The 19,565-nt window shown below is 49.9% G+C and carries 19 protein-coding genes and 2 pseudogenes; 4 read left to right on the top strand and 17 right to left on the bottom strand.

Translation table 11 applies throughout. The features are described 5' to 3' along the window. Positions 1 to 67 precede the first annotated feature (67 nt). The 13 genes and pseudogenes from DXA93_RS20685 to DXA93_RS13340 all read right to left on the bottom strand — a co-directional run bounded on the left by DXA93_RS20685 (position 68) and on the right by DXA93_RS13340 (position 11,491). Positions 68 to 2,088 (bottom strand): annotated as a pseudogene (locus DXA93_RS20685) (aminopeptidase). 67 nt (positions 2,089 to 2,155) lie between these two features. Further along, positions 2,156 to 2,767: an HD domain-containing protein gene (locus DXA93_RS13385; protein WP_117813271.1), complete on the bottom strand. Its 612-nt coding sequence runs from the start codon at positions 2,765 to 2,767 to the stop codon at positions 2,156 to 2,158. Between the two features lie 66 nt (positions 2,768 to 2,833). Next, positions 2,834 to 3,151 (bottom strand): hypothetical protein, encoded by a 318-nt coding sequence (locus DXA93_RS13380; RefSeq protein WP_022462010.1) that lies wholly within the window; start codon positions 3,149 to 3,151, stop codon positions 2,834 to 2,836. Next, on the bottom strand, positions 3,132 to 3,608 hold the full coding sequence (locus tag DXA93_RS13375; RefSeq protein ID WP_055221318.1) for a VanZ family protein: 477 nt from the start codon (positions 3,606 to 3,608) through the stop codon (positions 3,132 to 3,134). The genes DXA93_RS13380 and DXA93_RS13375 overlap by 20 nt, the downstream gene beginning before the upstream one ends. A gap of 114 nt (positions 3,609 to 3,722) precedes the next feature. Beyond that, a complete protein-coding gene (locus tag DXA93_RS18015; RefSeq protein ID WP_055221261.1) occupies positions 3,723 to 3,875 on the bottom strand; it encodes a hypothetical protein in 153 nt (50 codons plus the stop codon). Between the two features lie 33 nt (positions 3,876 to 3,908). After that, the gene (gene pyrE / locus DXA93_RS13370) at positions 3,909 to 4,586 is read right to left on the bottom strand and encodes an orotate phosphoribosyltransferase (protein ID WP_117802627.1); all 678 of its coding nucleotides are present in this window, start codon (positions 4,584 to 4,586) and stop codon (positions 3,909 to 3,911) included. Between the two features lie 217 nt (positions 4,587 to 4,803). Then, positions 4,804 to 6,020 (bottom strand): annotated as a pseudogene (locus tag DXA93_RS13365) (iron-containing alcohol dehydrogenase). Positions 6,021 to 6,248: 228 nt separating this feature from the next. Beyond that, on the bottom strand, positions 6,249 to 7,025 hold the full coding sequence (locus DXA93_RS13360) for a C40 family peptidase (protein ID WP_158583302.1): 777 nt from the start codon (positions 7,023 to 7,025) through the stop codon (positions 6,249 to 6,251). After that, positions 7,018 to 7,191, bottom strand: coding sequence for a hypothetical protein (locus DXA93_RS17885; RefSeq protein WP_158583301.1), 174 nt, complete (start codon positions 7,189 to 7,191; stop codon positions 7,018 to 7,020). The genes DXA93_RS13360 and DXA93_RS17885 overlap by 8 nt, the downstream gene beginning before the upstream one ends. A gap of 247 nt (positions 7,192 to 7,438) precedes the next feature. Further along, positions 7,439 to 8,341 (bottom strand): dihydroorotate dehydrogenase, encoded by a 903-nt coding sequence (locus DXA93_RS13355; protein ID WP_022462000.1) that lies wholly within the window; start codon positions 8,339 to 8,341, stop codon positions 7,439 to 7,441. A gap of 24 nt (positions 8,342 to 8,365) precedes the next feature. Next, positions 8,366 to 9,136: a dihydroorotate dehydrogenase electron transfer subunit gene (locus DXA93_RS13350; protein ID WP_022461999.1), complete on the bottom strand. Its 771-nt coding sequence runs from the start codon at positions 9,134 to 9,136 to the stop codon at positions 8,366 to 8,368. Between the two features lie 107 nt (positions 9,137 to 9,243). Further along, complete coding sequence (pyrF, locus tag DXA93_RS13345; protein ID WP_022461998.1) at positions 9,244 to 10,173, bottom strand: orotidine-5'-phosphate decarboxylase; 930 nt, start codon at positions 10,171 to 10,173, stop codon at positions 9,244 to 9,246. Between the two features lie 37 nt (positions 10,174 to 10,210). Then, positions 10,211 to 11,491, bottom strand: coding sequence for a dihydroorotase (locus DXA93_RS13340; protein ID WP_022461997.1), 1,281 nt, complete (start codon positions 11,489 to 11,491; stop codon positions 10,211 to 10,213). Between the two features lie 314 nt (positions 11,492 to 11,805). On the opposite strand from DXA93_RS13340, the gene DXA93_RS13335 reads away from it, so the two are divergent. Next, positions 11,806 to 12,006, top strand: a complete 201-nt coding sequence (locus DXA93_RS13335) for a cold-shock protein (RefSeq protein ID WP_022461996.1) — start codon at positions 11,806 to 11,808, stop codon at positions 12,004 to 12,006. A gap of 388 nt (positions 12,007 to 12,394) precedes the next feature. On the opposite strand, the gene DXA93_RS13325 is transcribed toward DXA93_RS13335, so the two are convergent. Both DXA93_RS13325 and DXA93_RS13320 read right to left on the bottom strand, forming a co-directional pair. Then, on the bottom strand, positions 12,395 to 12,766 hold the full coding sequence (locus DXA93_RS13325) for a hypothetical protein (protein ID WP_118595600.1): 372 nt from the start codon (positions 12,764 to 12,766) through the stop codon (positions 12,395 to 12,397). A 97-nt stretch (positions 12,767 to 12,863) separates the two neighbouring features. Then, complete coding sequence (locus DXA93_RS13320; protein ID WP_118595628.1) at positions 12,864 to 13,703, bottom strand: DegV family protein; 840 nt, start codon at positions 13,701 to 13,703, stop codon at positions 12,864 to 12,866. A 326-nt stretch (positions 13,704 to 14,029) separates the two neighbouring features. On the opposite strand from DXA93_RS13320, the gene DXA93_RS13315 reads away from it, so the two are divergent. Genes DXA93_RS13315 through DXA93_RS13305 form a run of 3 tightly spaced genes read left to right on the top strand, consistent with a single transcriptional unit; the run spans position 14,030 to position 16,526 of the window. Continuing rightward, complete coding sequence (locus tag DXA93_RS13315) at positions 14,030 to 14,911, top strand: magnesium transporter CorA family protein (RefSeq protein WP_022461993.1); 882 nt, start codon at positions 14,030 to 14,032, stop codon at positions 14,909 to 14,911. Positions 14,912 to 14,917: 6 nt separating this feature from the next. After that, positions 14,918 to 15,424: a DUF5721 family protein gene (locus DXA93_RS13310; RefSeq protein WP_055221274.1), complete on the top strand. Its 507-nt coding sequence runs from the start codon at positions 14,918 to 14,920 to the stop codon at positions 15,422 to 15,424. A gap of 34 nt (positions 15,425 to 15,458) precedes the next feature. Beyond that, positions 15,459 to 16,526, top strand: a complete 1,068-nt coding sequence (locus DXA93_RS13305) for an ethanolamine utilization protein EutH (RefSeq protein ID WP_118595599.1) — start codon at positions 15,459 to 15,461, stop codon at positions 16,524 to 16,526. Positions 16,527 to 16,614: 88 nt separating this feature from the next. Here DXA93_RS13305 and DXA93_RS13300 read toward each other — a convergent pair whose 3' ends face one another. Together DXA93_RS13300 and DXA93_RS13295 are read right to left on the bottom strand one after the other, a co-directional pair. After that, the gene (locus DXA93_RS13300; RefSeq protein ID WP_118595598.1) at positions 16,615 to 18,594 is read right to left on the bottom strand and encodes an oleate hydratase; all 1,980 of its coding nucleotides are present in this window, start codon (positions 18,592 to 18,594) and stop codon (positions 16,615 to 16,617) included. A 219-nt stretch (positions 18,595 to 18,813) separates the two neighbouring features. Then, the gene (locus DXA93_RS13295; RefSeq protein ID WP_022461989.1) at positions 18,814 to 19,380 is read right to left on the bottom strand and encodes a TetR-like C-terminal domain-containing protein; all 567 of its coding nucleotides are present in this window, start codon (positions 19,378 to 19,380) and stop codon (positions 18,814 to 18,816) included. Positions 19,381 to 19,565 lie beyond the last annotated feature (185 nt).

Raw genomic sequence — 19,565 nt, 5'->3', positions numbered from 1 at the left:
ATTTATGTTTTAATCATTCAGTTCTGCTTATAATATACTAAGCAGGCGCAGAAATGTCAACCCATAATCAGCCAAAAGGTTCATTTAATTCTTCCGTTCCCGGCAGGACGAAGCGTCCGTCCTCAATGAGAGGGATCGTCGTTCCGTCTGCTTTTTCGACCGCAACCGACTGCAGTTCGCGGTACGGAATCGTGATGTCCGTGTGGCATCCGAAGTATGCTTTCGACGGATCTTCTTTCCGTTTTGCCGAAACCTCGTTCTCGCGCGCGATTACTTCTTTTCCGTCCGGGTTGTACATCGGGCTGTCCTCCGCCCAGGCGTAGCAGGTGTCGCCCATCGCAAAATGCGGGCCCATCTTCTCTGCGATCAGGATCGGCAGTTTTCCGGCGATGCCGTACTGCTCTGCCATCACGTACGCCGTCGTGTTCGTTCCGATGGCAAACTCACCGATCGGCAGCGTCCTGTGGTGATACAGCAGGTTTTCTTCTATATAAGTACGATTGTCCTCTTCTTTTTCGAAGTTTGCGCAGTCATACGCGGTGATCATGCCGTCAGTCAGCGTCAGGCAGAGATCGCGGTAATACAGCTCGTTCAGGTAGACTCCCGTCACATGGAGCACGCCTGTCGTGCCGGTAAGACTCGGGGAAGTAAAGACCTCTCCGACCGGAATATTGCAGTCGGCAACACAGTTCTCGAAATTCGTCTCTTTCGCAGGATCGTTCAGATGATGCAGCATCACGCGCAGATCCGTTCTGTTCTCTCCTTTTCCAAGCACATGCACGGAAACACCCTCGTCGAGCGCATCGATCAGGTACTGCTGGATGCGCTGGTATTTTTCGTAATCGAGCGTGTTGATCTTTACGATCTCACGGAAAATTTTTTCGTAGCGAGGATCGATCTCCGGCATCGGGTAGGCGATGATCGTGTAGCCGTACTCGTCATCCTTGATATAGCGGTTTACAATCTGGCCCGCCTCGTTCTGGAAACCGACACGGAGCTTTTGCTGGCGCTCGTTTAAGTGTAGTGCCTGTTTTTTATTTACTGGCTCAAACGGAACTTCGCCGAAGGTTTCCACCACGCAGGGCCGGCATAGCCGTCCGCCAGTTCTTTGTACTCGTCGTATTTCACCTGCATCGCGCGGAGCCGTCTCTTCACGAGATCCTCGTTGAGATACAGCGCCTCATCGTTCCGGTGATCGTAGTCATACTGCTTATTCGCAGACGCACCGGCAACCCACGTTCTCCGCGCGCCGCGGGAAATCACCGGCTCGAGTCCCATCTCGCGGAACTGTAATATTGCCGCACGGATCATGCGCTCAAAACCGATATGGAAGCGGATGCTGACTGTCTTCTTTTTCGACAGATCTTTTCGCGCCACGAGAAAGCACTTGCGGAAGCCTTCTGTGTAGGTGCGTGCCATCGCGTCGATTTCTTCCTGGCTGAACGTATTTAAAAAGCGGGCTGTACCCTTCTCATTTTCGGTGATATATTCGCCGTACTGGTACAGATACCGCAGATCCGTCAGATCAGATTCCATCACAATATCCTTCACAAAGTGCAGCGACGGGTCGACGATTTCGCGCACCTGGTATTCCTGGCGCTCCTCGGCGTAATCGCTCACATACCAGTAAATGCTCTCTTTTACATACTGCGCGGACGGCAGCGTCTCCTCCTCGAACATCGCATACAACTCGAGATACAGCTCCATCGCCGCAGTCAGCTCCAGCAGGCGGTCCTCATAGACCCAGACAACAGCATTTCCCAGCTCCCGGTACAGGCAGCAGAGGCTCCTTCCATGCGTTTCACCAAGTGCCCGCACGGCAAACGCCGGGTTTCCGTAGGAGGTCTCATACCGCTCCCCGATCACATCTTCATACGGCTCGCGGTTAAAAACAGCCAGCTCTTCCTCGGATGCTGTTTTTAGATATCCTTCTGCGATTCTGCTCCGGATCTGGTCCATTTTGCAGAGGTACTGTGCCATCTGTGCAAAAAAATCGCGGTACGGCTGCGGAACGCTTTTTTCCGCCGGAATCTGGCGGATCCGCTCAATTGCAAGCGCATACCGCTCGTTTAATAATTCATCCGTCATAAAAAAATCCCTTTCTGTTTCTCTTTAACTGTTACGAGGGGCAGATCTGCCCCTCATTCTTCTTAACTTATTCCTGTTTTTCTTCCCGGTCGTCAATAATTTTTCCATCCCGGATACTCTGTTCGAGAATCTCTTCCATATAACTCCAGATCTCCTCGGAGCCGGTCGCCGTCTTCTCGTTTCGTTTTAACGGCTGGGAAATCCGCACATTGTGGCTGGTCCAGTCTTTTCCATCGTTCTCATGATTTAAAAGCAGCGGCTGAAAATTGTCCATCACATGGGCAAAGCGCGCTTCCGGTGTCTCATACGCTTCGAACTCGAGCCAGAGATCCATCAACATTCTTCCCTGATCCTCCGGCAGCAGGCCGTAGATGCGCTCGGCCGCTTTGTGTTCTCTCTCGTCTTTTGTTTTGTTTGCCTCCGCGTCGTACGCATACGTGTCGCCTGCATCAATCTCCACGAGGTCGTGAATCAGCAGCATGAGCATCGTTCTGCCGATGTCGATTTTCTCACTCGAATATTCCTGCAGCAGAAATGCCATCACCGCCATGTGCCATGCGTGCTCCGCGTCGTCCTCCTGGCGCGAATAGCCGCGGATGTGCGTCTGGCGCAGGATCTGTTTTTCTTTATCAATCTCCAGAATAAAATTCAGCTGTTTTTCAAAACGTTCGCGATCCATCTTTTTCCCCTTTTCTTTTATATGTACTCCCGGAGTCTTTCTGTGCTTGATTTTACGAGAGTACATTTATCTCACACCGATCAGAAACAGTGCCAGCCATGCGACCAGCATGCCGCCGCTCGTAATCGAGCCGAGAACCGACATTCTGTGGCTGACCTGTTCTTCTTTAAAGCTCTTCATTCCCACATAGAAGCCGTATCCCGACAGAAGGAATGAGAACAGTCCCGCTGCTCCGAGAAAAATGCCTCCGTTTCCGCGGAATGCAAACGATACGACCGAAGCCAGCAGAAACAGAAAGACCGAAGCACCTGCCATATAGAGAGCTTCCTTTCCGCCTTCCGACGGCTTCCGGACAAAATTGTAATTATACTTCTTCCTCGCCATATTTCCATCTCCTGAATTTATTGCAGATCAGGAATGCGCCGCAGCCGATCATGGCTCCAAGCGTATTCAGCATCAGATCATCTACATCAAAGCAGCCCACCTTCGTGATGAGCTGAATCGTCTCCACGCAGAGGCTGAACATAAAACCAAGAAGCGATACTTTCCAGAAACTCTCCATTTTTTTGTGCATCACCGGAACGATAAAGCCGAACGGCAGAAAACCGATCACATTGCCCGCCAGATTTAAAAATGCGGCAAGGAATCCCACCTTTTCGCGGTAAATCCAGAACCGTCTGATTTCCTGAAACGGCACCAGATTGTAACGGTAATCCAGTTCAAAAAAGTTTCTTCTCCCGTATTCTTCTGCAAAAAACAGAAAATAAACGAGCGCAAGAAGATACACCAGAAATAAAATCCGTCCCACAACGCGGATTCTGGCTTTCGTCTCCTGCTTCATCTTCGTTTCCCCTTTCTGCGTTGTTCTCCCCTCTGCTATCAGAAACGCCGGCATACCTCATCGGCGCACGCGCTTCCGAAATATCCCGGCATTTTTTCTTTTTGAAAGGCGCTTTTAGAACATGATTTCCCCGCGTCGTTTCAGCAGGCCTGCCCCGCTTACGATCATCAGAACACCGGTTGCCACGCCAACAACAACCAGTACGGCGCCCATAGCGATATTTCCGCCGCCGACACGTCCCATGGTTTTATAAATCTTTTCATTCATAGCGCAAAACTCCCTTTCCCGGTGTACCGCATCTTATTTCACGCCGTACTCCTCATAATATGCATCAATGGCAGCCTTCATCTTGTCATCGATCTGAATTTTGCCCTGGCATGGACGGTTGTACAGATACGTGATAACGTCCTCCATGGTTACAATGGCATTTGCCGGGAAGCCATAGGTTTCCTGGATTTCCTCGAGTGCGCTCTTATCGCCTTTTCCGCGCTCCATACGGTTTAAGGATACCATCAGACCTTTGATCTCCACATTGCCCTGTGCCTGGATGATCGGGAACGTCTCCTCGATGGATTTTCCGGAGGTGGTAACATCCTCGATGATGACAACGCGGTCGCCGTCTTTAATTTTGCTTCCAAGCAGCAGTCCTGCATCTCCACCGTGGTCTTTGGCTTCTTTCCGGTTGGAGCAGTAACGTACTTCCACACCGTAGAGATCATGAATCGCAATGGCGGTTACAACGCTGAGCGGGATTCCTTTGTAGGCCGGTCCAAACAGAACGTCGAAATCCAGTCCATAATTGTCATGGATTGCTTTTGCATAATACTCGCCGAGACGTTTTAACTGGCTGCCGGTTACGTAAGCGCCTGCATTCATAAAGAACGGGGATTTTCTTCCGCTTTTCAGGGTGAACTCTCCAAATTTTAATACCTGGCTCTCGACCATGAATTCAATGAACTCTTTCTTATACTGTTCCATTTTATTTTCCTCCATATTTTCAGGGGAAGGCATCGGTTCTCGCATGCCGCCCGTTTTTACTTCTATTCTGTTCTATACTACCATAAACGCCTCTGTTTTTCCAGTCCAGACACAGGATTTCGCATAAAAAACATAAAATCCACACAAATAAATTTCATTCTCTGACGCAAAAAATCCCTCCGCCCAGAGAACGGAGGGATTTTGATATGTTTTCTTTTTAGAAATCTACTTCTGTATCATAGTAGCAGCATTTCAGCAGTTTTTCCATCTCTTCAACAGATGGCTGTCTCGGGTTGGATCCGGTGCAGGCATCGGCGATGGCATTTACAGCGATGTCGTGCAGTCTCTCCAGGAATACGTCTTCCGGAACGAAGCCCTGCTCGGTCGGATAGCTGTCTTTTCCGTAGTTCTTGATGCAGTGCGGAATGTTCAGTTTGTCGTTCATGCCGCGCAGATAGTCAATGAGGAGTTTTACTTTCTCTTCCGTTGTCTCGCCGCCAAGTTTCATCTCGTCAGCGATCACTGCATAACGTTTTGCTGCAGTCTCGTCTTTTGCGTTGAACGCGATAACCTTCGGCAGGTACATAGCGTTTGCTGCGCCGTGGATCAGGTGAGCGCCATAATCAGCGAATGCTGCGCCTGTTTTATGTGCCATGGAGTGAACAATACCAAGAAGTGCATTGGAGAATGCCATACCAGCGAGGCACTGTGCGTTGTGCATGCTGTCACGTTTTGCCATATCTCCGTTGTAGGATCTACCAGGTCTGCCTGAATCATCTTGATTGCATACAGTGCCAGCGGATCGGTGAAGTCACAGTTCGCTGTGGAAACGTATGCCTCGATTGCATGGGTCATAGCGTCCATACCGGTGTGAGCAACTAACTTTTGCGGCATCGTCTCTGCCAGATCCGGATCTACGATTGCAACGTCCGGCGTGATTTCGAAGTCTGCCAGCGGGTATTTGATACCTTTTTCATAGTCTGTGATAACTGCGAACGCGGTTACCTCGGTTGCTGTTCCGGATGTAGAAGAAATTGCACAGAAATGAGCTTTTCTGCGGAGTTTCGGCATTCCGAATACCTTGCACATTTCTTCGAAGGTGATGTCTGGATACTCGTATTTGATCCACATTGCTTTTGCTGCGTCGATCGGAGATCCGCCGCCCATTGCTACGATCCAGTCCGGCTGGAACTCTTCCATCGCTTTTGCTCCGCGCATAACAGTCTCGACTGACGGGTCAGACTCGATTCCCTCAAAAAGCTGTACTTCCATGCCGGCTTCTTTCAGGTAGTCTACTGCGCGATCCAGGAAACCGAAACGTTTCATGGAGCCGCCGCCTACACAGACGATTGCACGTTTTCCTTCAAATGTTTTCAGTGCCTCTAAAGCACCTTTTCCGTGGTATAAATCTCTTGGTAATGTAAATCTTGCCATTGTTCAGAACCCCTTTCTTGTTTTGCTTCTGATGGACAGCTCCGGCAGATCAGATCAGCAGAATTTCTGTTTTTCCTGCTCTCTGTTTGAACCGCCTTTTGTCTTTTGTTTTCGACTTTGTTATTATTATAACAAACTTTTTCAGGGATTTCCAATACAAAAATGATATTTCCTGATGTCAATTATATATGTCTTATTTACTCCCATGCCGCCCGCGATGCCTGTTTTTCACGGTACATCGCTCTTTTCCTCCAGCTTTCCGCTTCCAGATATTTCACGAAAAACACTCCCAACCACTTTCAACGCCTCCGCCAGATCCTCCCGAAAATCCTCATCCCCTCTCCGCAGACTATTCACCCTGCACCCAAACACCCTCTCATGCCCCGTACAGTGCAGATACCTGCCGTCCCCCAGATACATCCCCACATGCCCCCTCCAGAACAGCAGATCCCCGGCCTTCGCCCGTTCCTCCACCAGACACATCTCCTCCCCTTCTCTCCAGATCGCTTTCATCGGATACCCTTCCCTGATATCCGCATCCCGCCAAATCAAAACCCCATTCATCAAATACACCATAAACACCACACCCGAACAGTCAATCCCATCCGCCGCCTTCCCGCCCCACCGGTACTGGCATCCAAGATACCCCTTCGCACACTCCACAACCTTCCTCCGAAACTTCTCTTCCGACCACCCCTCCGGAATCCCCTGCTCCACAAAAAACCTCTCTTCCGATTTTCCCCACAAAAACCGATCCGAATCCAGTCTTTTTCTTAATGCCACCTCCGGCACAAACCCACTGATCCCATTCGCCAGTTTCACCCTGCAATACCCATTCTCCGTCTCCTCCATTTTCTCCACAAAACACCCCCGTCCCAGCGTCTCCAACATCCGCGCCTGCACCCGCGCTCCCCTCATCACATCCGCAAACCCGCGTGTCACCACATACGTATTCCCTGCCTTTTCCCTCTCCTCCATCCACTCCCGGCTTTTCTCTTCAATCAAATTCCTCTCCATCCACCCCCGATACCCCATAATGCGTCCAAACCTCAATCCACTCCCCCTCATCTTCCCACATCACGCTCCATCCAAAAAACACCTCATCAACCACATCAACCCCATTCTCCTCATACAAAAACGCCCGCTTCACTTTAATGATCCCATACTTCATCTCACATACCACCTTCCATTTTCTATATACTATGCACCCACCACAACACTCTCACGCCGATCCGCCCCCGGCGGATCCAGACCTACTTCGTTTCAGCTCCACACAACCAGACCTCACTGGAATTTGCGCCTGCGGTGTGGCGGGCATAGAAAAAGAGGGCGGAACTGTGCCCATTCTGAGCCACAGTTCCGCCCTCTTTTTCTCGCCCGCCGCACCGCAGATGCGAAGCCGCTCGAGGCCGTCCGTCTTATCTCACCGCCCCGATCAGCGAATTAATATCGTCAACCTTATGCCTTCTCATATACTCTTCGATACCGCGAACCGTTTCAACAGTCGCATACGGATTAAAGAAATTCGCCGTCCCAATCGAAACCGCCGTAGCCCCCGCCAGAATAAACTCCAGCGCATCCTCCGCCGACGCAATACCGCCCATACCAATAATCGGCACTTTCACTGCCTGCGCCACCTGATACACCATCCGCACCGCAATCGGCTTCACCGCCGGCCCCGACATACCGCCAGTCTTATTCGCAATCGCAAACTTCTGCCGTTCAATATCAATCTTCATCCCAGTAAGCGTATTGATCAGCGACAGCACATCCGCCCCGCCGGCTTCCGCAGCCCGCGCCATCTCCGTAATATCCGTCACATTCGGGCTCAATTTCATAATAATCGGCTGCTTCGCATATTTTTTAACTTCTCTGGTGATCGCCTCCACCGCCTTCGGATCCTGTCCAAACGCAATACCGCCCTCCTTCACATTCGGGCACGAAATATTAATCTCCAGCAGATCCACCGGCTCCGAAGTCAATCGCTCCACAACCTCACAGTAATCCTCCGTCGTCCGTCCACACACATTCACCACAATCTTCGTGTCAAACTGTTTCAAAAACGGAATATCCCTCTCACAGAACACATCAATACCAGGATTCTGCAGTCCGATCGCATTCAGCATTCCGCCGTAAACCTCCGCAATACGCGGCGTCGGATTCCCCGGCCACGGCACATTCGCAACACCCTTCGTCACAACCGCGCCAAGCTCCTTCAAATCCACAAACTCACTGTACTCCGCGCCGGAGCCAAACGTACCAGATGCCGTCATAACCGGATTCTTCAGTTCCACACCCGCCAGATTCACACTTGTCTTCATCGCTTTTTCTCCTCCTCGCGTCACTTACAGCTCAATTTCCGTACTTAAAAAGACAGGTCCGTCCTTGCAGATCCGCTTGTTGTGCACATGTGAATGACCATCCACCTCAGTCGACTGGCAGACACACGCAAGACATGCGCCAACGCCGCACGCCATCTTCTCTTCCATCGAAATCCAGCATGGAATTCCCTTTTCCAGACCGTACGCCTTAATCGCACGCAGCATCGGAGCCGGACCGCAGGCAAAAATTACATCTGCTTCCAGATGATCCTCGCGCACCGCATCCATCACATTGCCCTTCACACCGGCACTTCCGTCCTCCGTTGCAATATGAAGATCGCCTGCCGCAGCAAACTCCTCATTTAAGAACAACTCATCGCGGTAACCACAGCAGATGATCGTGTCCGTTCCAAGATCCTTCGCCGTCTGCAGCATCGGCGGAACACCGATACCGCCGCCCATCAGCATCACACGTTTTCCCTTACCTTCCTCGATCGGGAATCCATTTCCAAGCGGCCCTAAAATATCAACCTCATCCCCCGCTTTCAGATGCGAAAACTCCTCCGTTCCTGCACCTGCCACACGGTAGACAATCCGAAGTCTTCCTCCCTCTCGGTCGATCTCACAAAGAGAAATCGGACGCGGCAGAAGACGGCTGCCGTCCTTCGAAAACAGAGAAATAAACTGGCCGGCCTTCGCCTCTTTCGCAATCACTTTCGTGGAAATCCACATGCTGTAAATTCCTTTTGCAATGCACTCCTGACTTTCCACAGTACAGCATTCCTTGATTTTCATAAGCTGAACACTCCTTTTATTTTCTTGAATCGGCGAAAAGCCCAAAATATCCTCCGGCGGACATAACATCTACCCGGCAGACCTTCTGAGCTTTTCACCCTGTATTCTTATTTTGCAGCAGCAAGCGCCCCGCTGATATCCTCAACCATATCCTTTACAGCTGCTCTCGAAGCATCCGCAAAGTTCTCAGTGCCAAACTCGGCATATTTTTCCTGTTTGTAAGCAGCGATAATACCTCTCGAAGAGTTTACGATTGCACCCAGTCCGTCCTCATTGAAGAAGTGAACGAGGTCTTTTCCTTTTCCGCCCTGTGCACCGTAGCCCGGTACCAGGATGTAGGATTTCGGCATTACCTTACGCAGCACCTTGCCCATCTCCGGGTACGTAGCGCCGACAACAGCTCCCACATAGCTGTAATCATCGCCCATGTGCTCCTCGCCCCACGCGGCAACCTGCTCGCCGACCCACTCATACAGCGGACGTCCGTCGATGATGCGGTCCTGGAACTCGCCGCTGGACGGGTTCGAGGTTTTTACCAGAACAAAGATACCTTTTTTCTCCTCTTTGCAGACCTTGATGAACGGTTTTACGCCGTCAGATCCAAGATACGGATTGACAGTTGCAAAATCCTCATGGAATCCGGCGTAGGATTTGCTTCCCACCTGCACGTGGCCGAGGTGGCCGACTGCATACGCCTCAGAAGTAGAACCGATATCGCCTCGTTTGATATCGCCGATGACAACGAGACCCTTTTCCTGGCAGTAGGAAACGGTCTTCTCATACGCTGCCATTCCCGGAACGCCGAACTGCTCATACATGGCAACCTGCGGTTTTACAGCCGGAATCAAATCGTATGTTGCGTCGACAATCGCTTTATTGAACTGCCAAACGGCCTCTGCAGCTCCTTCGAGTGTCTCTCCGTACTCGGCAAATGCCTTTTTCTGTACGTGCTCCGGCACATAGTTCAGCATCGGGTCCAGACCTACGACGATCGGTGCATTTGTTTTTTTAATGTTTGCAATCAGTTTGTTAATCATCTGCTTACTCTCCCTCTTCTGTCTTTTCTTATAGAAATTACTCAGCTTCGTATACAATCTTGCCGCCGCATACGGTAGCCATAACTTTTCCTTTGACTTTCTTACCGCCGAACGGAGTGTTTTTGCCCTTGGAAACAAACTCCTTCGGATCGATCACATACTCTGCTTCCGGATCGATGACAACCACATCGGCGTCCATGCCAGGTGCAAGAGAACCTTTCTTGTCCAGGTGCAGGATTTTTGCCGGATTGTAGCTCATCTTCTCCGCCATCTGCATCGGGGTGATGATCTCGGTATCCACAAGTTCGGTGATGGTAAGAGCCACGCTCGTCTCCAGTCCGACGATGCCGAACGGAGCTTTCTTGAAGGACTCCTGTTTCTCGGTCAGCGCATGCGGTGCATGATCGGTGCTGATGACATCGAAGACATCGTCTTTCAGACCCTGGCGCAGTGCCTCGAGATCCTCTTTCGTACGGAGCGGCGGATTCATCTTGTAGTTGGTGTCGCCCTTTACGATGTCGTCGCTGCAGAGGGTAAAGTGATGCGGGCAGACCTCGGCGGAAATCGAAACGCCGGCCTTTCTCGCCTCACGCACCATATCCACGCTCTCTTTGGTCGAGCAGTGACACAGATGCAGGTGTGCACCTGTCTCTGCGGCAAGTACGATATCTCTTGCAACAATCGTGTTCTCTACGGAGTTTGTGATGCCCGGCAGATGCCACTCTCTCGAGTTTGCATCCTCATTCATGCAGCCGCCGTTTACGAGGTTCTTGTCCTCGCAGTGAGCCAGCACCGGAATGTTTTTCTCTGCGGCAATCTCCATGGCCTCTTTGTAGAGCAGCGCGTTCATAACGGATTTTCCGTCCTCGCTGATCGCCGGGATGCCGGCTTTTACCATGCCCTCGATATCGGCGAGCTCTTCACCCTTCTGTCCTACTGTGATGGCACCTGCCTGCAGTACATTAATCGGAGAAAAACGGTCTGCTTTGATCGTTACATAGTTGACGCGGTCCGGGCTGTCGATGACCGGTTTTGTATTCGGCATCGCTACCAGCGTTGTCACGCCTCCTTTTGCTGCTGCTTTCGAACCGCTTTCAATATCTTCTTTATATGTCTGCCCCGGGTCGCGGAGATGTACATGCATATCGATGATGCCAGGCATTACATAGCAGCCTTTTGCATCTATTACCTGCGCATCTTTTACGCGGATTCCTTTTTCAACCCGTGTAATAACGCCGTTTTCGATCAGAACATCACTGATTTCGTCTTTTTGGGTGGCCGGGTCGATGACCTGTCCATTTTTGATTAAGATACTCATCTTACGTTCTCTGATCCTTTCTTTTCTTCTGGCCGTCGTCCGACCATTTATTCCTTTTTATAATACACGAAATCTTTCCTGAAATAAAGAGTTTTTTCTTGACTTTTTTGATTTGCAAGATTATAATGGTCTCAATCGAGAAGATGTTGAGATGTAATACGTGGTCACTAGCTATTAGAGATTATATTAGCATTCACCTTCAATATAATCTGTAATAGCTAGTGAATTTTTTTATCAAAAGTTCACTCGCTTATGGGGGAACATATGCATTCCCACATCATGCTTATTTTTTAATTTTATGGAGGTAACTCACAATGAACAAGGGAACAGTGAAATGGTTTAACGCAGAGAAGGGCTATGGCTTCATCACAGGCGAAGACGGAAACGATGTATTCGTACATTTCTCCGCTATCCAGGGTGAAGGATTCAAAACTCTTGACGAAGGTCAGGCGGTTACTTACGATCTTACCGAGGGTGCTCGCGGAATGCAGGCTTCCAACGTTGTTAAATGCTAATTAACCATAAGCGAAAGGCCGGAGGATGTATGTCCTCCGGTTTTTTAATTTACGCGGACAACGAGCCAAAGTCCGTGCCTGCACGAGACCTTGGCGACTGCCGCGATAACTTAAGAAACTCGCGGAGCGTGTTTCTCATAGTTTTTTCTATAGCAAGACCCGAAAATAATGCAAAAAAGGCAGTGCTGCAGAGCGCGAATTGCAAGGAACAGATTTGAAGGCGTACCGGGGTACGACGAAAATCTGTGACGCAGTAATTCACGCTCTGCGGTGCTGAATTTTTTGCATTATTTTCGGGGATTGCTATAAATCTCTATAACAAAAGCGCTTATCACTCCGGGATTTTCCCGTCTGTGGTAAGCGCTTTTACTTTCTTTAACAATTCTGCTTATTCCGCTGTACTTTCGCTGATGGAATCTGCTGTGCTGTCACTTGCCGTATCTGCTGTGCTGTCCGAAGATGTATCGGAAACATCAGAGCTGTCGCTGGTGTCATCTGCACTGCTGTCGCTGGATGTGTTGGTCTCGCTCAGATAATTCTGAATATCCGTCACGTTCATCGTTGTGGTTTCTGTCGTGCGGTTCGCCTTTTTCTCTGCTACCGAGTTCTGGTAAACAGCAACGGAGAACCAGCCGATCAGGGTAGCCAGAACAACGACGAAAGCGGTAACTTCCAGTCTCGTGATCCATCTTTCACGTCTCATGATTTTCTCACGGTTCGCTTTTTCCTTTTTATAGCGGTCAACTTTTTCCTGACTCATGGTTCTACTTCTCCTTTGATTTCTAAAAAGTGCTCGGCGGCACTTTCAAACATGTTGAAAATTATACTACATTTTCAACAAAAAGGGAAGAGAAAAGTTATAATGCAATGATAATTCCGCCGTCATTTGCATACATACTGCTGACGCCCTGGGTATCGAGTACGAAGACATCCTGTACCGCAAGGCGCTCCAGAAGGGCTTCTTTTACCATCTCGGCGCGCTCCGGGCAGTTGCAATGAGAGATGGCAAGCGTTTTGTTTTCTACATGCTGTGCGTCATTTACAATGGCATCGACCATTTTCATCAGTGCTTTGTTGATGCCGCGCGCCTGATCAAGCTGTACGATATCGCCCTCCGATGTGGCTCCCATAACCGGTTTGATCTTAAGCGCGGATGCAACAAGTGCTTTCGCCTTGGAAAGACGGCCGTTTTTCCGCAGAGTTTCGAGATTTTCCAGCACGAAATAGGTGTGCTGTGTGCTGATATAGAGTTCTACTGTCTCTACGACGCGCTCAAAGCTCATGCCGGCTTCCTCGCACTCCACGATTTTTTTCACGATCAGGGTCTCTCCTATCGATGCGCTTCTGGAATTGAATACGTGAATCTTCAGATCCTCGTTCTCCTCCTGCGCCAGGTTTGCACCGAGCACTGCGCTGTTATAGGAACCGCTGAGCTGTGCGGAAAGTGTGACCGCGTAGCACCGTTCTGCTCCGTTCAGAAAAGATTTCCGGAAATAATCCGGCGACGGGCAGGCGGATTTCGGGCACTCCGGGCATTCCGCTACTCTCTTTAAAAAATATTTCTGGTCAAATGTCTCGTCATCCAGAATGGATTCTCCGCCGACTTCCAGGGTCAGCGGTGCAATTTCAATATTTCCTCTTTTTTTCATATCTGCTGTCAGTTCACAGCAGCTGTCTGCAACAATGTGAAAACTCATATATTTTGTCCCTCCAAACTTGATTCCGCTTTTTCTCACTGCGGACGTTTCGTATTTCCAATCACCGCTCTTTTTCAAACCTTCCTGAACTAGGGACGAATTCGACACAGTGAATTTTTTGATATTTTGTCATGTAGTTTTGATAACTACATTTTATCATAACACACTTAGTGCTCCATTGCAAAAAGTTTTTTCCCAATAAAAGTTTTTCCGTTAAAAGTTTTTTCCTTTTCTTGTCGCACTCCCCTTTTTGCGGTATACTACGGTCATACGGCTTTTTTGTTTATGGATATTTTTCCATTGCTTATTTTCAGGAGGTGGTACGTATGGAATGGACTTTTTCGGATTCGGTCCGGCTTTCCCTGCTTTCGTTTTCGGAAGCTTCCAAAGCCTGCGCGGCGCTGCCCGGATTTTCTCTTTTCCGGCGCAGTCTGCAGCCGGAGCGCATCGAATACTGCCGCGCAGAGCTGCTGCCTGACTGCCTGGTCGGATCGCTTGCCGTCCCGGACAAGACGCATCCGCTTCACCTTGCATTCTCGCTTGCGTTTTATCTCGACCGGGGGCAGCTTATTCTGGCAGCCGACGAACAGACACTTCCGGCTTTGCAGAGCCTCCTCTTCCCGGAAGAACCGCTCGATACTTCCGATGTCTTCCACCTGTTTTTCTCGTTTCTGGAATCGCTGATCCAGGAGGATATGCTCTATCTGCAGAATTTTGAGAAGCGCCTCGCGACAATCGAGGAGTCTCTTCTCGACACTCTGCCAAAAGAGCTGCAGCGGACCCTGATCACGATTCGTCGGGAGCTGCTCGTGTTCCATGCCTATTACCAGCAGCTTCTCGACATGTGCGAAATACTCTCCGAGGACGAAAATCACTTTCTTCCCCCGGAATGCGCCCGTCAGTTTTCGCGCCTTGGAAACCGCGTGGACCGTTTGTACGACCACACCCAGATGCTGCGGGAGTACGCCCTGCAGATCCGCGAGATGCAGCAGGCGCAGATCGACCTGCGTCAGAACGATACGATGCGGATTCTGACGGTCGTCTCGACGATCTTTTTCCCGCTTTCCCTGATCGCCGGCTGGTACGGCATGAATTTTACGCATATGCCTGAGCTTTCTGCCCCGTATGCGTACTTCATCCTGATCGGCGTCTGTATTCTCATTGTTGCTGTTGAAATTTGGTATTTTAAAAAGAAAGGCTGGTTTTAACTACGGATGATTATCCTGCAGATTACACAGTTAAAGAATTTTATGAACACTCTGCTCCGTCTCGAGACATTTGACCGCTTTCCCGTCTCCGAGGCGTCGATCACAACGTTTACGACGTTCTCCATCGACGGCAGTCTTCACACGGACTTTTTCGATCCCGATGACGCGCAGCTCTTAAAAGAAAAAGGGCGGACGCGGCTTCTCTGGAAAGATGTGAAATCGTTCTGCTATTCCGTCATCAAAGGAAAACGGACACCCCTGCAGTTCAAATTTGTGTTTCAGCTTCCGCAGGCGGCGTGCGAAAAAATGATCGCGGACCATGCGCTGCCGCTGGAAATAGAGAACGTGTTTGGATGCTTTCTGAATTTTCAGTATAAGGACGGAAAACTCTTACTTACCACCGGAACTTCCCTCAAAATCTTTACGATGGACAAGTCGCTCGACCGCGTCTTCGATGAGGAAGTCCGCCAGTTTCTGCTGAAAAATGAAATTGCATTTGAAGAACAGATATAAAGACAAAATACTTATTTAGAAAGGTTCTCTTTTTATGAATCAGATTATTATGTGGATCATGGCAGTCGGCGCGGTACTCGGCGGTGTCGACCGGATCGCTGGCAATCGCTTCGGACTTGGAAAACGGTTTGAGGAGGGCTTTACGCTGCTTGGACCGACGGCACTTTCCATGTCGGGCATCATCTGCCTCACCCCGCTGCTCTCCCGCTTTCTCCGTTTCGCCCTCGTTCCCATCTGGAACTTTTTGGGGCTGGATGCGGGACTTCTCGCCGGCATTCTCGCCATTGACATGGGCGGCTACCAGCTCGCCGGAGAGCTTTCGGCATCGCAGGAGATGGTGCGCTACGCAGGACTTGTGATTGCGGCGACGCTTGGCTGTACCATCACCTTTACGATTCCGGTCGGCATGGGAATGCTGAAAAGCGGCGACCGCCTCTTTTTCTCCCGCGGCATGCTGATCGGCACGGGCACGCTTCCCGTCACGATGATCGTCGGCGGACTGCTCTCAGGGCTCTCTTTTCTGCAGATCGTACTTCAGTCGCTCCCGGTGCTCCTCTTCTGCTTTCTGCTGATGTTCGGCATCTGGCGTTTTCCGGAGCAGACCGTGCGCGCGTTCACGGTATTTGCAGATGTGATCCGGCTTCTGACGACGATCGGCCTCATCGCGGGTGCGTTCTGCTATATGACCGGCTTTTCGCTGCTCCCGGACCTTGCGCCGCTAGAGGACGCGATGGCGGTCGTCTCGTCCATCGGCATTGTACTGCTCGGCAGCCTTCCGACGGCGGAGCTTTTACAGCGGGTGCTCAAAAAGCCGCTCTCTTTTATTGGAAGAAGAACCGGCATGAACGACAGCAGTGCCGCCGGCCTTCTGATGGGCATTGTCAGCCCTGTTCCGGCGATCACAATGATGGAAAAAATGGACGAGCGCGGAAAGATTGTAAACGCAGCTTTCCTCGTCTCCGCCGCATCGACCATCGCCGCACATATGGGATTTACGTTCGGCACCGATCCTGATTTTGTCGTGCCGCTTCTCGTTGCAAAGCTCGCTGGAGGCATCGCCGCCGTCTGTGCCGCACTGTTTTTCACGAAGAAATCTGCTTAATTGTTTGAGAGCATACATAGCAACGCAATAAGACCTGCGCCGTTTGAAAGCGCAGGTCTTATTGCATTTCTTACTTATTTTCTATTTCTTATTTCACCATATCCTCTTTGATAATTCCATGCTCTTTTAAGAGATCTCCAACTACATTTCCATCTACCAGTTTCAGCAGAGGTTTTTTCAGCAGGTTGAGCGGTCCAGGAAGCTCGATTTCCAGCGGGGATTTTCCATCCATCAGTTTCACGGAGCTGTCCAGCAGGTCGCGGATATCGTAAACGCTGCCCCATACTTCCGGCACGCCGCGGTCTACGCCGAGGAGTCCGTAAACAGCTTCCATTGCGGTACGAACGGAATACTCTGTCGTGAAGATGGTATCTCTTGGTGTCTCAGCGAACTGTCCGAGGAATGCGAAGTTGACGCAGCCATCCGGGATGACATCCGGGCGGTCGCCCTTTCTTCTTGGCATAAAGAATGCGGTGATGTACGGCATCATGGTCGGTACGCAGACAGCGCTGTTCTCTGCCAGCTCCGGAATCTGGTCAACCGGCACGCCGAGGTGGTACAGCCACTCTTCGGTGATCTCTTTACCAGTGCACTCTTTCATCGGTTTCTTCACATAGTCGCCAGGTACATCGGTGAACAGGCTGTAAACCCATACGCATACCTTATCTTTATCCTGCTCTTTGAACTGTCCCTGACGGTTGATGGTCCAGCTTAAAAGCCACTTGGAATCCTGGCAGCTTACGATACCGCCGGTAACAACCTTTCCGGTTCTCGGATCACGTTTGCAGATATTGGTGATATACGGAATGATCTTATTGTCGAGAGTGGTAATTGTTGCGGATTCCCAGTTTGTCTTTGCAATATCGGAACAGAATTTCTCCGGATGTCCAAAGGACGGATCCTGTTTTGCAATGTTTTTCCACAGGCTCCAGCAGCCGCTCGTGCGGACCTCTGCATCACCGTTCGGTGCATGGTTCTGATCGCCGTAGATCGTGCCTTCGGTGCAGCTTCCGTTGGTAACGAAGACGAGGTCATTCTCGGTGAGAACGATGCCTTTCTCGACGCCGTTTACCTTGCACTCGATGGCTTTTGCTACTTTCTTTCCATCGTTGATTTCAAAGATAACGTTGGTTACTTCGGTATTGAACTGGAAGTCTACGCCGGCATCCTCGAGGTATTTCTTCATCGGAAGAATCAGGGATTCATACTGGTTGTACTTCGTGAATTTCAGTGCGGAGAAGTCCGGCAGTCCGCCGATGTGGTGAATGAACCGCTGGAAGTACAGCTTCATCTCCAGTGCACTATGCCAGTTTTCAAATGCGAACATCGTTCTCCAGTACAGCCAGAAGGTGGAATTGAAGACTTCATCATCGAAAACATCCTCGATCGTCTTGTCGTACAGATCCTCGTCTCTTGTCATGAAGAGTTTCATGATCTCCATGCAGCCTTTCTGGCTCAGGTTGAACTTTCCGTCGGTATGGGCATCCTCGCCGCGGTTCTTCGTTGCACGGCACAGGGAGTAGTTCGGGTCTTTTTTGTTCAGCCAGTAATACTCGTCGAGAACGGATACGCCAGGTGTCTCAATTGACGGGATGCTGTGGAACAGATCCCACAGGCACTCGAAGTGGTTTTCCATCTCACGGCCGCCTCTCATGATGTAGCCGCGGGTCGGATCGTAGATACCGTCGCAGGCACCGCCGGCGATGTCCATGGCTTCCAGAATGTGGATGTGATCGCCTTTCATCTGGCCGTCTCTTACAAGGAAGCACGCTGCTGCGAGGGCTGCGAGGCCGCTTCCTACGAGGTATGCGCTCTTCTCATCGACGCCTTCCGGTTTTTCCGGTCTTGCGAAGGCTTCGTAGTTTCCGTTGGTGTAATAAATGCCTTTGCTGTTTTTCTTATCTTTTCCGCGCTCGGTGTTGCGGTAATCATTCTTTGGTTCTGATGTTACAGTGGTTGTCTCCGCTGCTTTTTTTGCTTCACTCTTGTTTTTTGCCTGCAGCACTGCTGCTCCAACTCCGATGACTGCTGCTGATGCGATTCCGAATTTTAATCCTTTTTTTGACATAGACGTTCATCCTTTCTTTTCTAAATACGACTGCCGGAATGTTTTTTCGAATTTCCGGTTCGTATAGGTTATGCTGCTTTCTTTGTTTTACAAGTTTCTATTTGTGTTGCCATTGTCTGTTGACAATTTGAATCTTACTTCATTTTTCCCCGCTTTTCCATTTACAAAACAGGGCGGATGATTAAATTTTTATCATCCGCCCTGTTTTGTAAAGTGTAACTATATTTTATTTCTTTTTTCAAAATTTCGGATGGAATTGACGACATTTCCTTCCATCGTGCGGTGCATTTTTTCCGCAATCATATGGTAATCCACTTTCATTCCGTCTTTGATCCAGTCAAGCATGACACCGGTAAAGCTATACTTATAGAAATCTGCGATAAAACTCTGATCCGCCTCAGAGATGCCGGTTCCCTTTGCTTTTTCCTGCACGACACCGTACAGCAGATCGTGCGTCAGATGAAAGAGATATGTTTCGATCTGCTCCCGGCTTACAGAGTGATAGACATTCATAATAAATGGTTTATTCTCGAGCACTGCCTCAAAAATCTGCTGCAGGCCCTCCTGCCATGTCTCATACGTTTTCTTCCCCTGCAGCGCCTGCGTCGCATCCTCCAGGCACGACCATTCGACAAGATCGTAGATATCCTTAAAATGATAATAAAACGCCATCCGGCTGATGCCGCAGTCTGTCGTCAGATCGTTGATCGTAATTTTGTCCAGCGGCTTTTTCAAAAGCAGCTTTTTTAATGACGCTTCCAGCGCCGCCTTTGTCGCATTTGTCATGTATTTCCTCCATTTTTCTTTTATGTACCCTCGGAATCTTTCTGTTCGAAACGCTTCTATGCTTTTTCATTGTAGCATATCCATTCTCCAGAAACAACTGCGCAGCCCTTCTGATCAGACTTTACAAAAAGTTTAGAAAGTACCGTAATACCAGTAAATTCAATACTTTCCGTTGTTCTGTTAGC

Origin of the sequence: Blautia sp. OF09-25XD, from assembly GCF_003482095.1 — a bacterium.
GTDB classification, from domain to species: domain Bacteria; phylum Bacillota; class Clostridia; order Lachnospirales; family Lachnospiraceae; genus Fusicatenibacter; species Fusicatenibacter saccharivorans.
Note: the sequence above shows the minus strand (reverse complement) of the source record. Positions and strands in the feature narration are given on the sequence as shown.

Excerpts from the sequence above, each read along its gene's own strand:
- pyrE (WP_117802627.1), bottom strand. The coding sequence starts at position 4,586 with ATGGAACAGTATAAGAAAGAGTTCATTGAATTCATGGTCGAGAGCCAG.
- DXA93_RS13340 (WP_022461997.1), bottom strand. The coding sequence starts at position 11,491 with ATGAGTATCTTAATCAAAAATGGACAGGTCATCGACCCGGCCACCCAA.
- DXA93_RS13315 (WP_022461993.1), top strand. The coding sequence starts at position 14,030 with ATGGAATGGACTTTTTCGGATTCGGTCCGGCTTTCCCTGCTTTCGTTT.
- DXA93_RS13305 (WP_118595599.1), top strand. The coding sequence starts at position 15,459 with ATGAATCAGATTATTATGTGGATCATGGCAGTCGGCGCGGTACTCGGC.
- DXA93_RS13355 (WP_022462000.1), bottom strand. The coding sequence starts at position 8,341 with ATGAAGACAAGTGTGAATCTGGCGGGTGTGGAACTGAAGAATCCGGTT.
- DXA93_RS13325 (WP_118595600.1), bottom strand. The coding sequence starts at position 12,766 with ATGAGTCAGGAAAAAGTTGACCGCTATAAAAAGGAAAAAGCGAACCGT.
- DXA93_RS13350 (WP_022461999.1), bottom strand. The coding sequence starts at position 9,136 with ATGAAAATCAAGGAATGCTGTACTGTGGAAAGTCAGGAGTGCATTGCA.
- DXA93_RS13300 (WP_118595598.1), bottom strand. The coding sequence starts at position 18,594 with ATGTCAAAAAAAGGATTAAAATTCGGAATCGCATCAGCAGCAGTCATC.
- pyrF (WP_022461998.1), bottom strand. The coding sequence starts at position 10,173 with ATGATTAACAAACTGATTGCAAACATTAAAAAAACAAATGCACCGATC.
- DXA93_RS17885 (WP_158583301.1), bottom strand. The coding sequence starts at position 7,191 with ATGAAGTATGGGATCATTAAAGTGAAGCGGGCGTTTTTGTATGAGGAG.
- DXA93_RS13335 (WP_022461996.1), top strand. The coding sequence starts at position 11,806 with ATGAACAAGGGAACAGTGAAATGGTTTAACGCAGAGAAGGGCTATGGC.
- DXA93_RS13320 (WP_118595628.1), bottom strand. The coding sequence starts at position 13,703 with ATGAGTTTTCACATTGTTGCAGACAGCTGCTGTGAACTGACAGCAGAT.
- DXA93_RS18015 (WP_055221261.1), bottom strand. The coding sequence starts at position 3,875 with ATGAATGAAAAGATTTATAAAACCATGGGACGTGTCGGCGGCGGAAAT.
- DXA93_RS13380 (WP_022462010.1), bottom strand. The coding sequence starts at position 3,151 with ATGGCGAGGAAGAAGTATAATTACAATTTTGTCCGGAAGCCGTCGGAA.
- DXA93_RS13310 (WP_055221274.1), top strand. The coding sequence starts at position 14,918 with ATGATTATCCTGCAGATTACACAGTTAAAGAATTTTATGAACACTCTG.
- DXA93_RS13385 (WP_117813271.1), bottom strand. The coding sequence starts at position 2,767 with ATGGATCGCGAACGTTTTGAAAAACAGCTGAATTTTATTCTGGAGATT.
- DXA93_RS13375 (WP_055221318.1), bottom strand. The coding sequence starts at position 3,608 with ATGAAGCAGGAGACGAAAGCCAGAATCCGCGTTGTGGGACGGATTTTA.
- DXA93_RS13295 (WP_022461989.1), bottom strand. The coding sequence starts at position 19,380 with ATGACAAATGCGACAAAGGCGGCGCTGGAAGCGTCATTAAAAAAGCTG.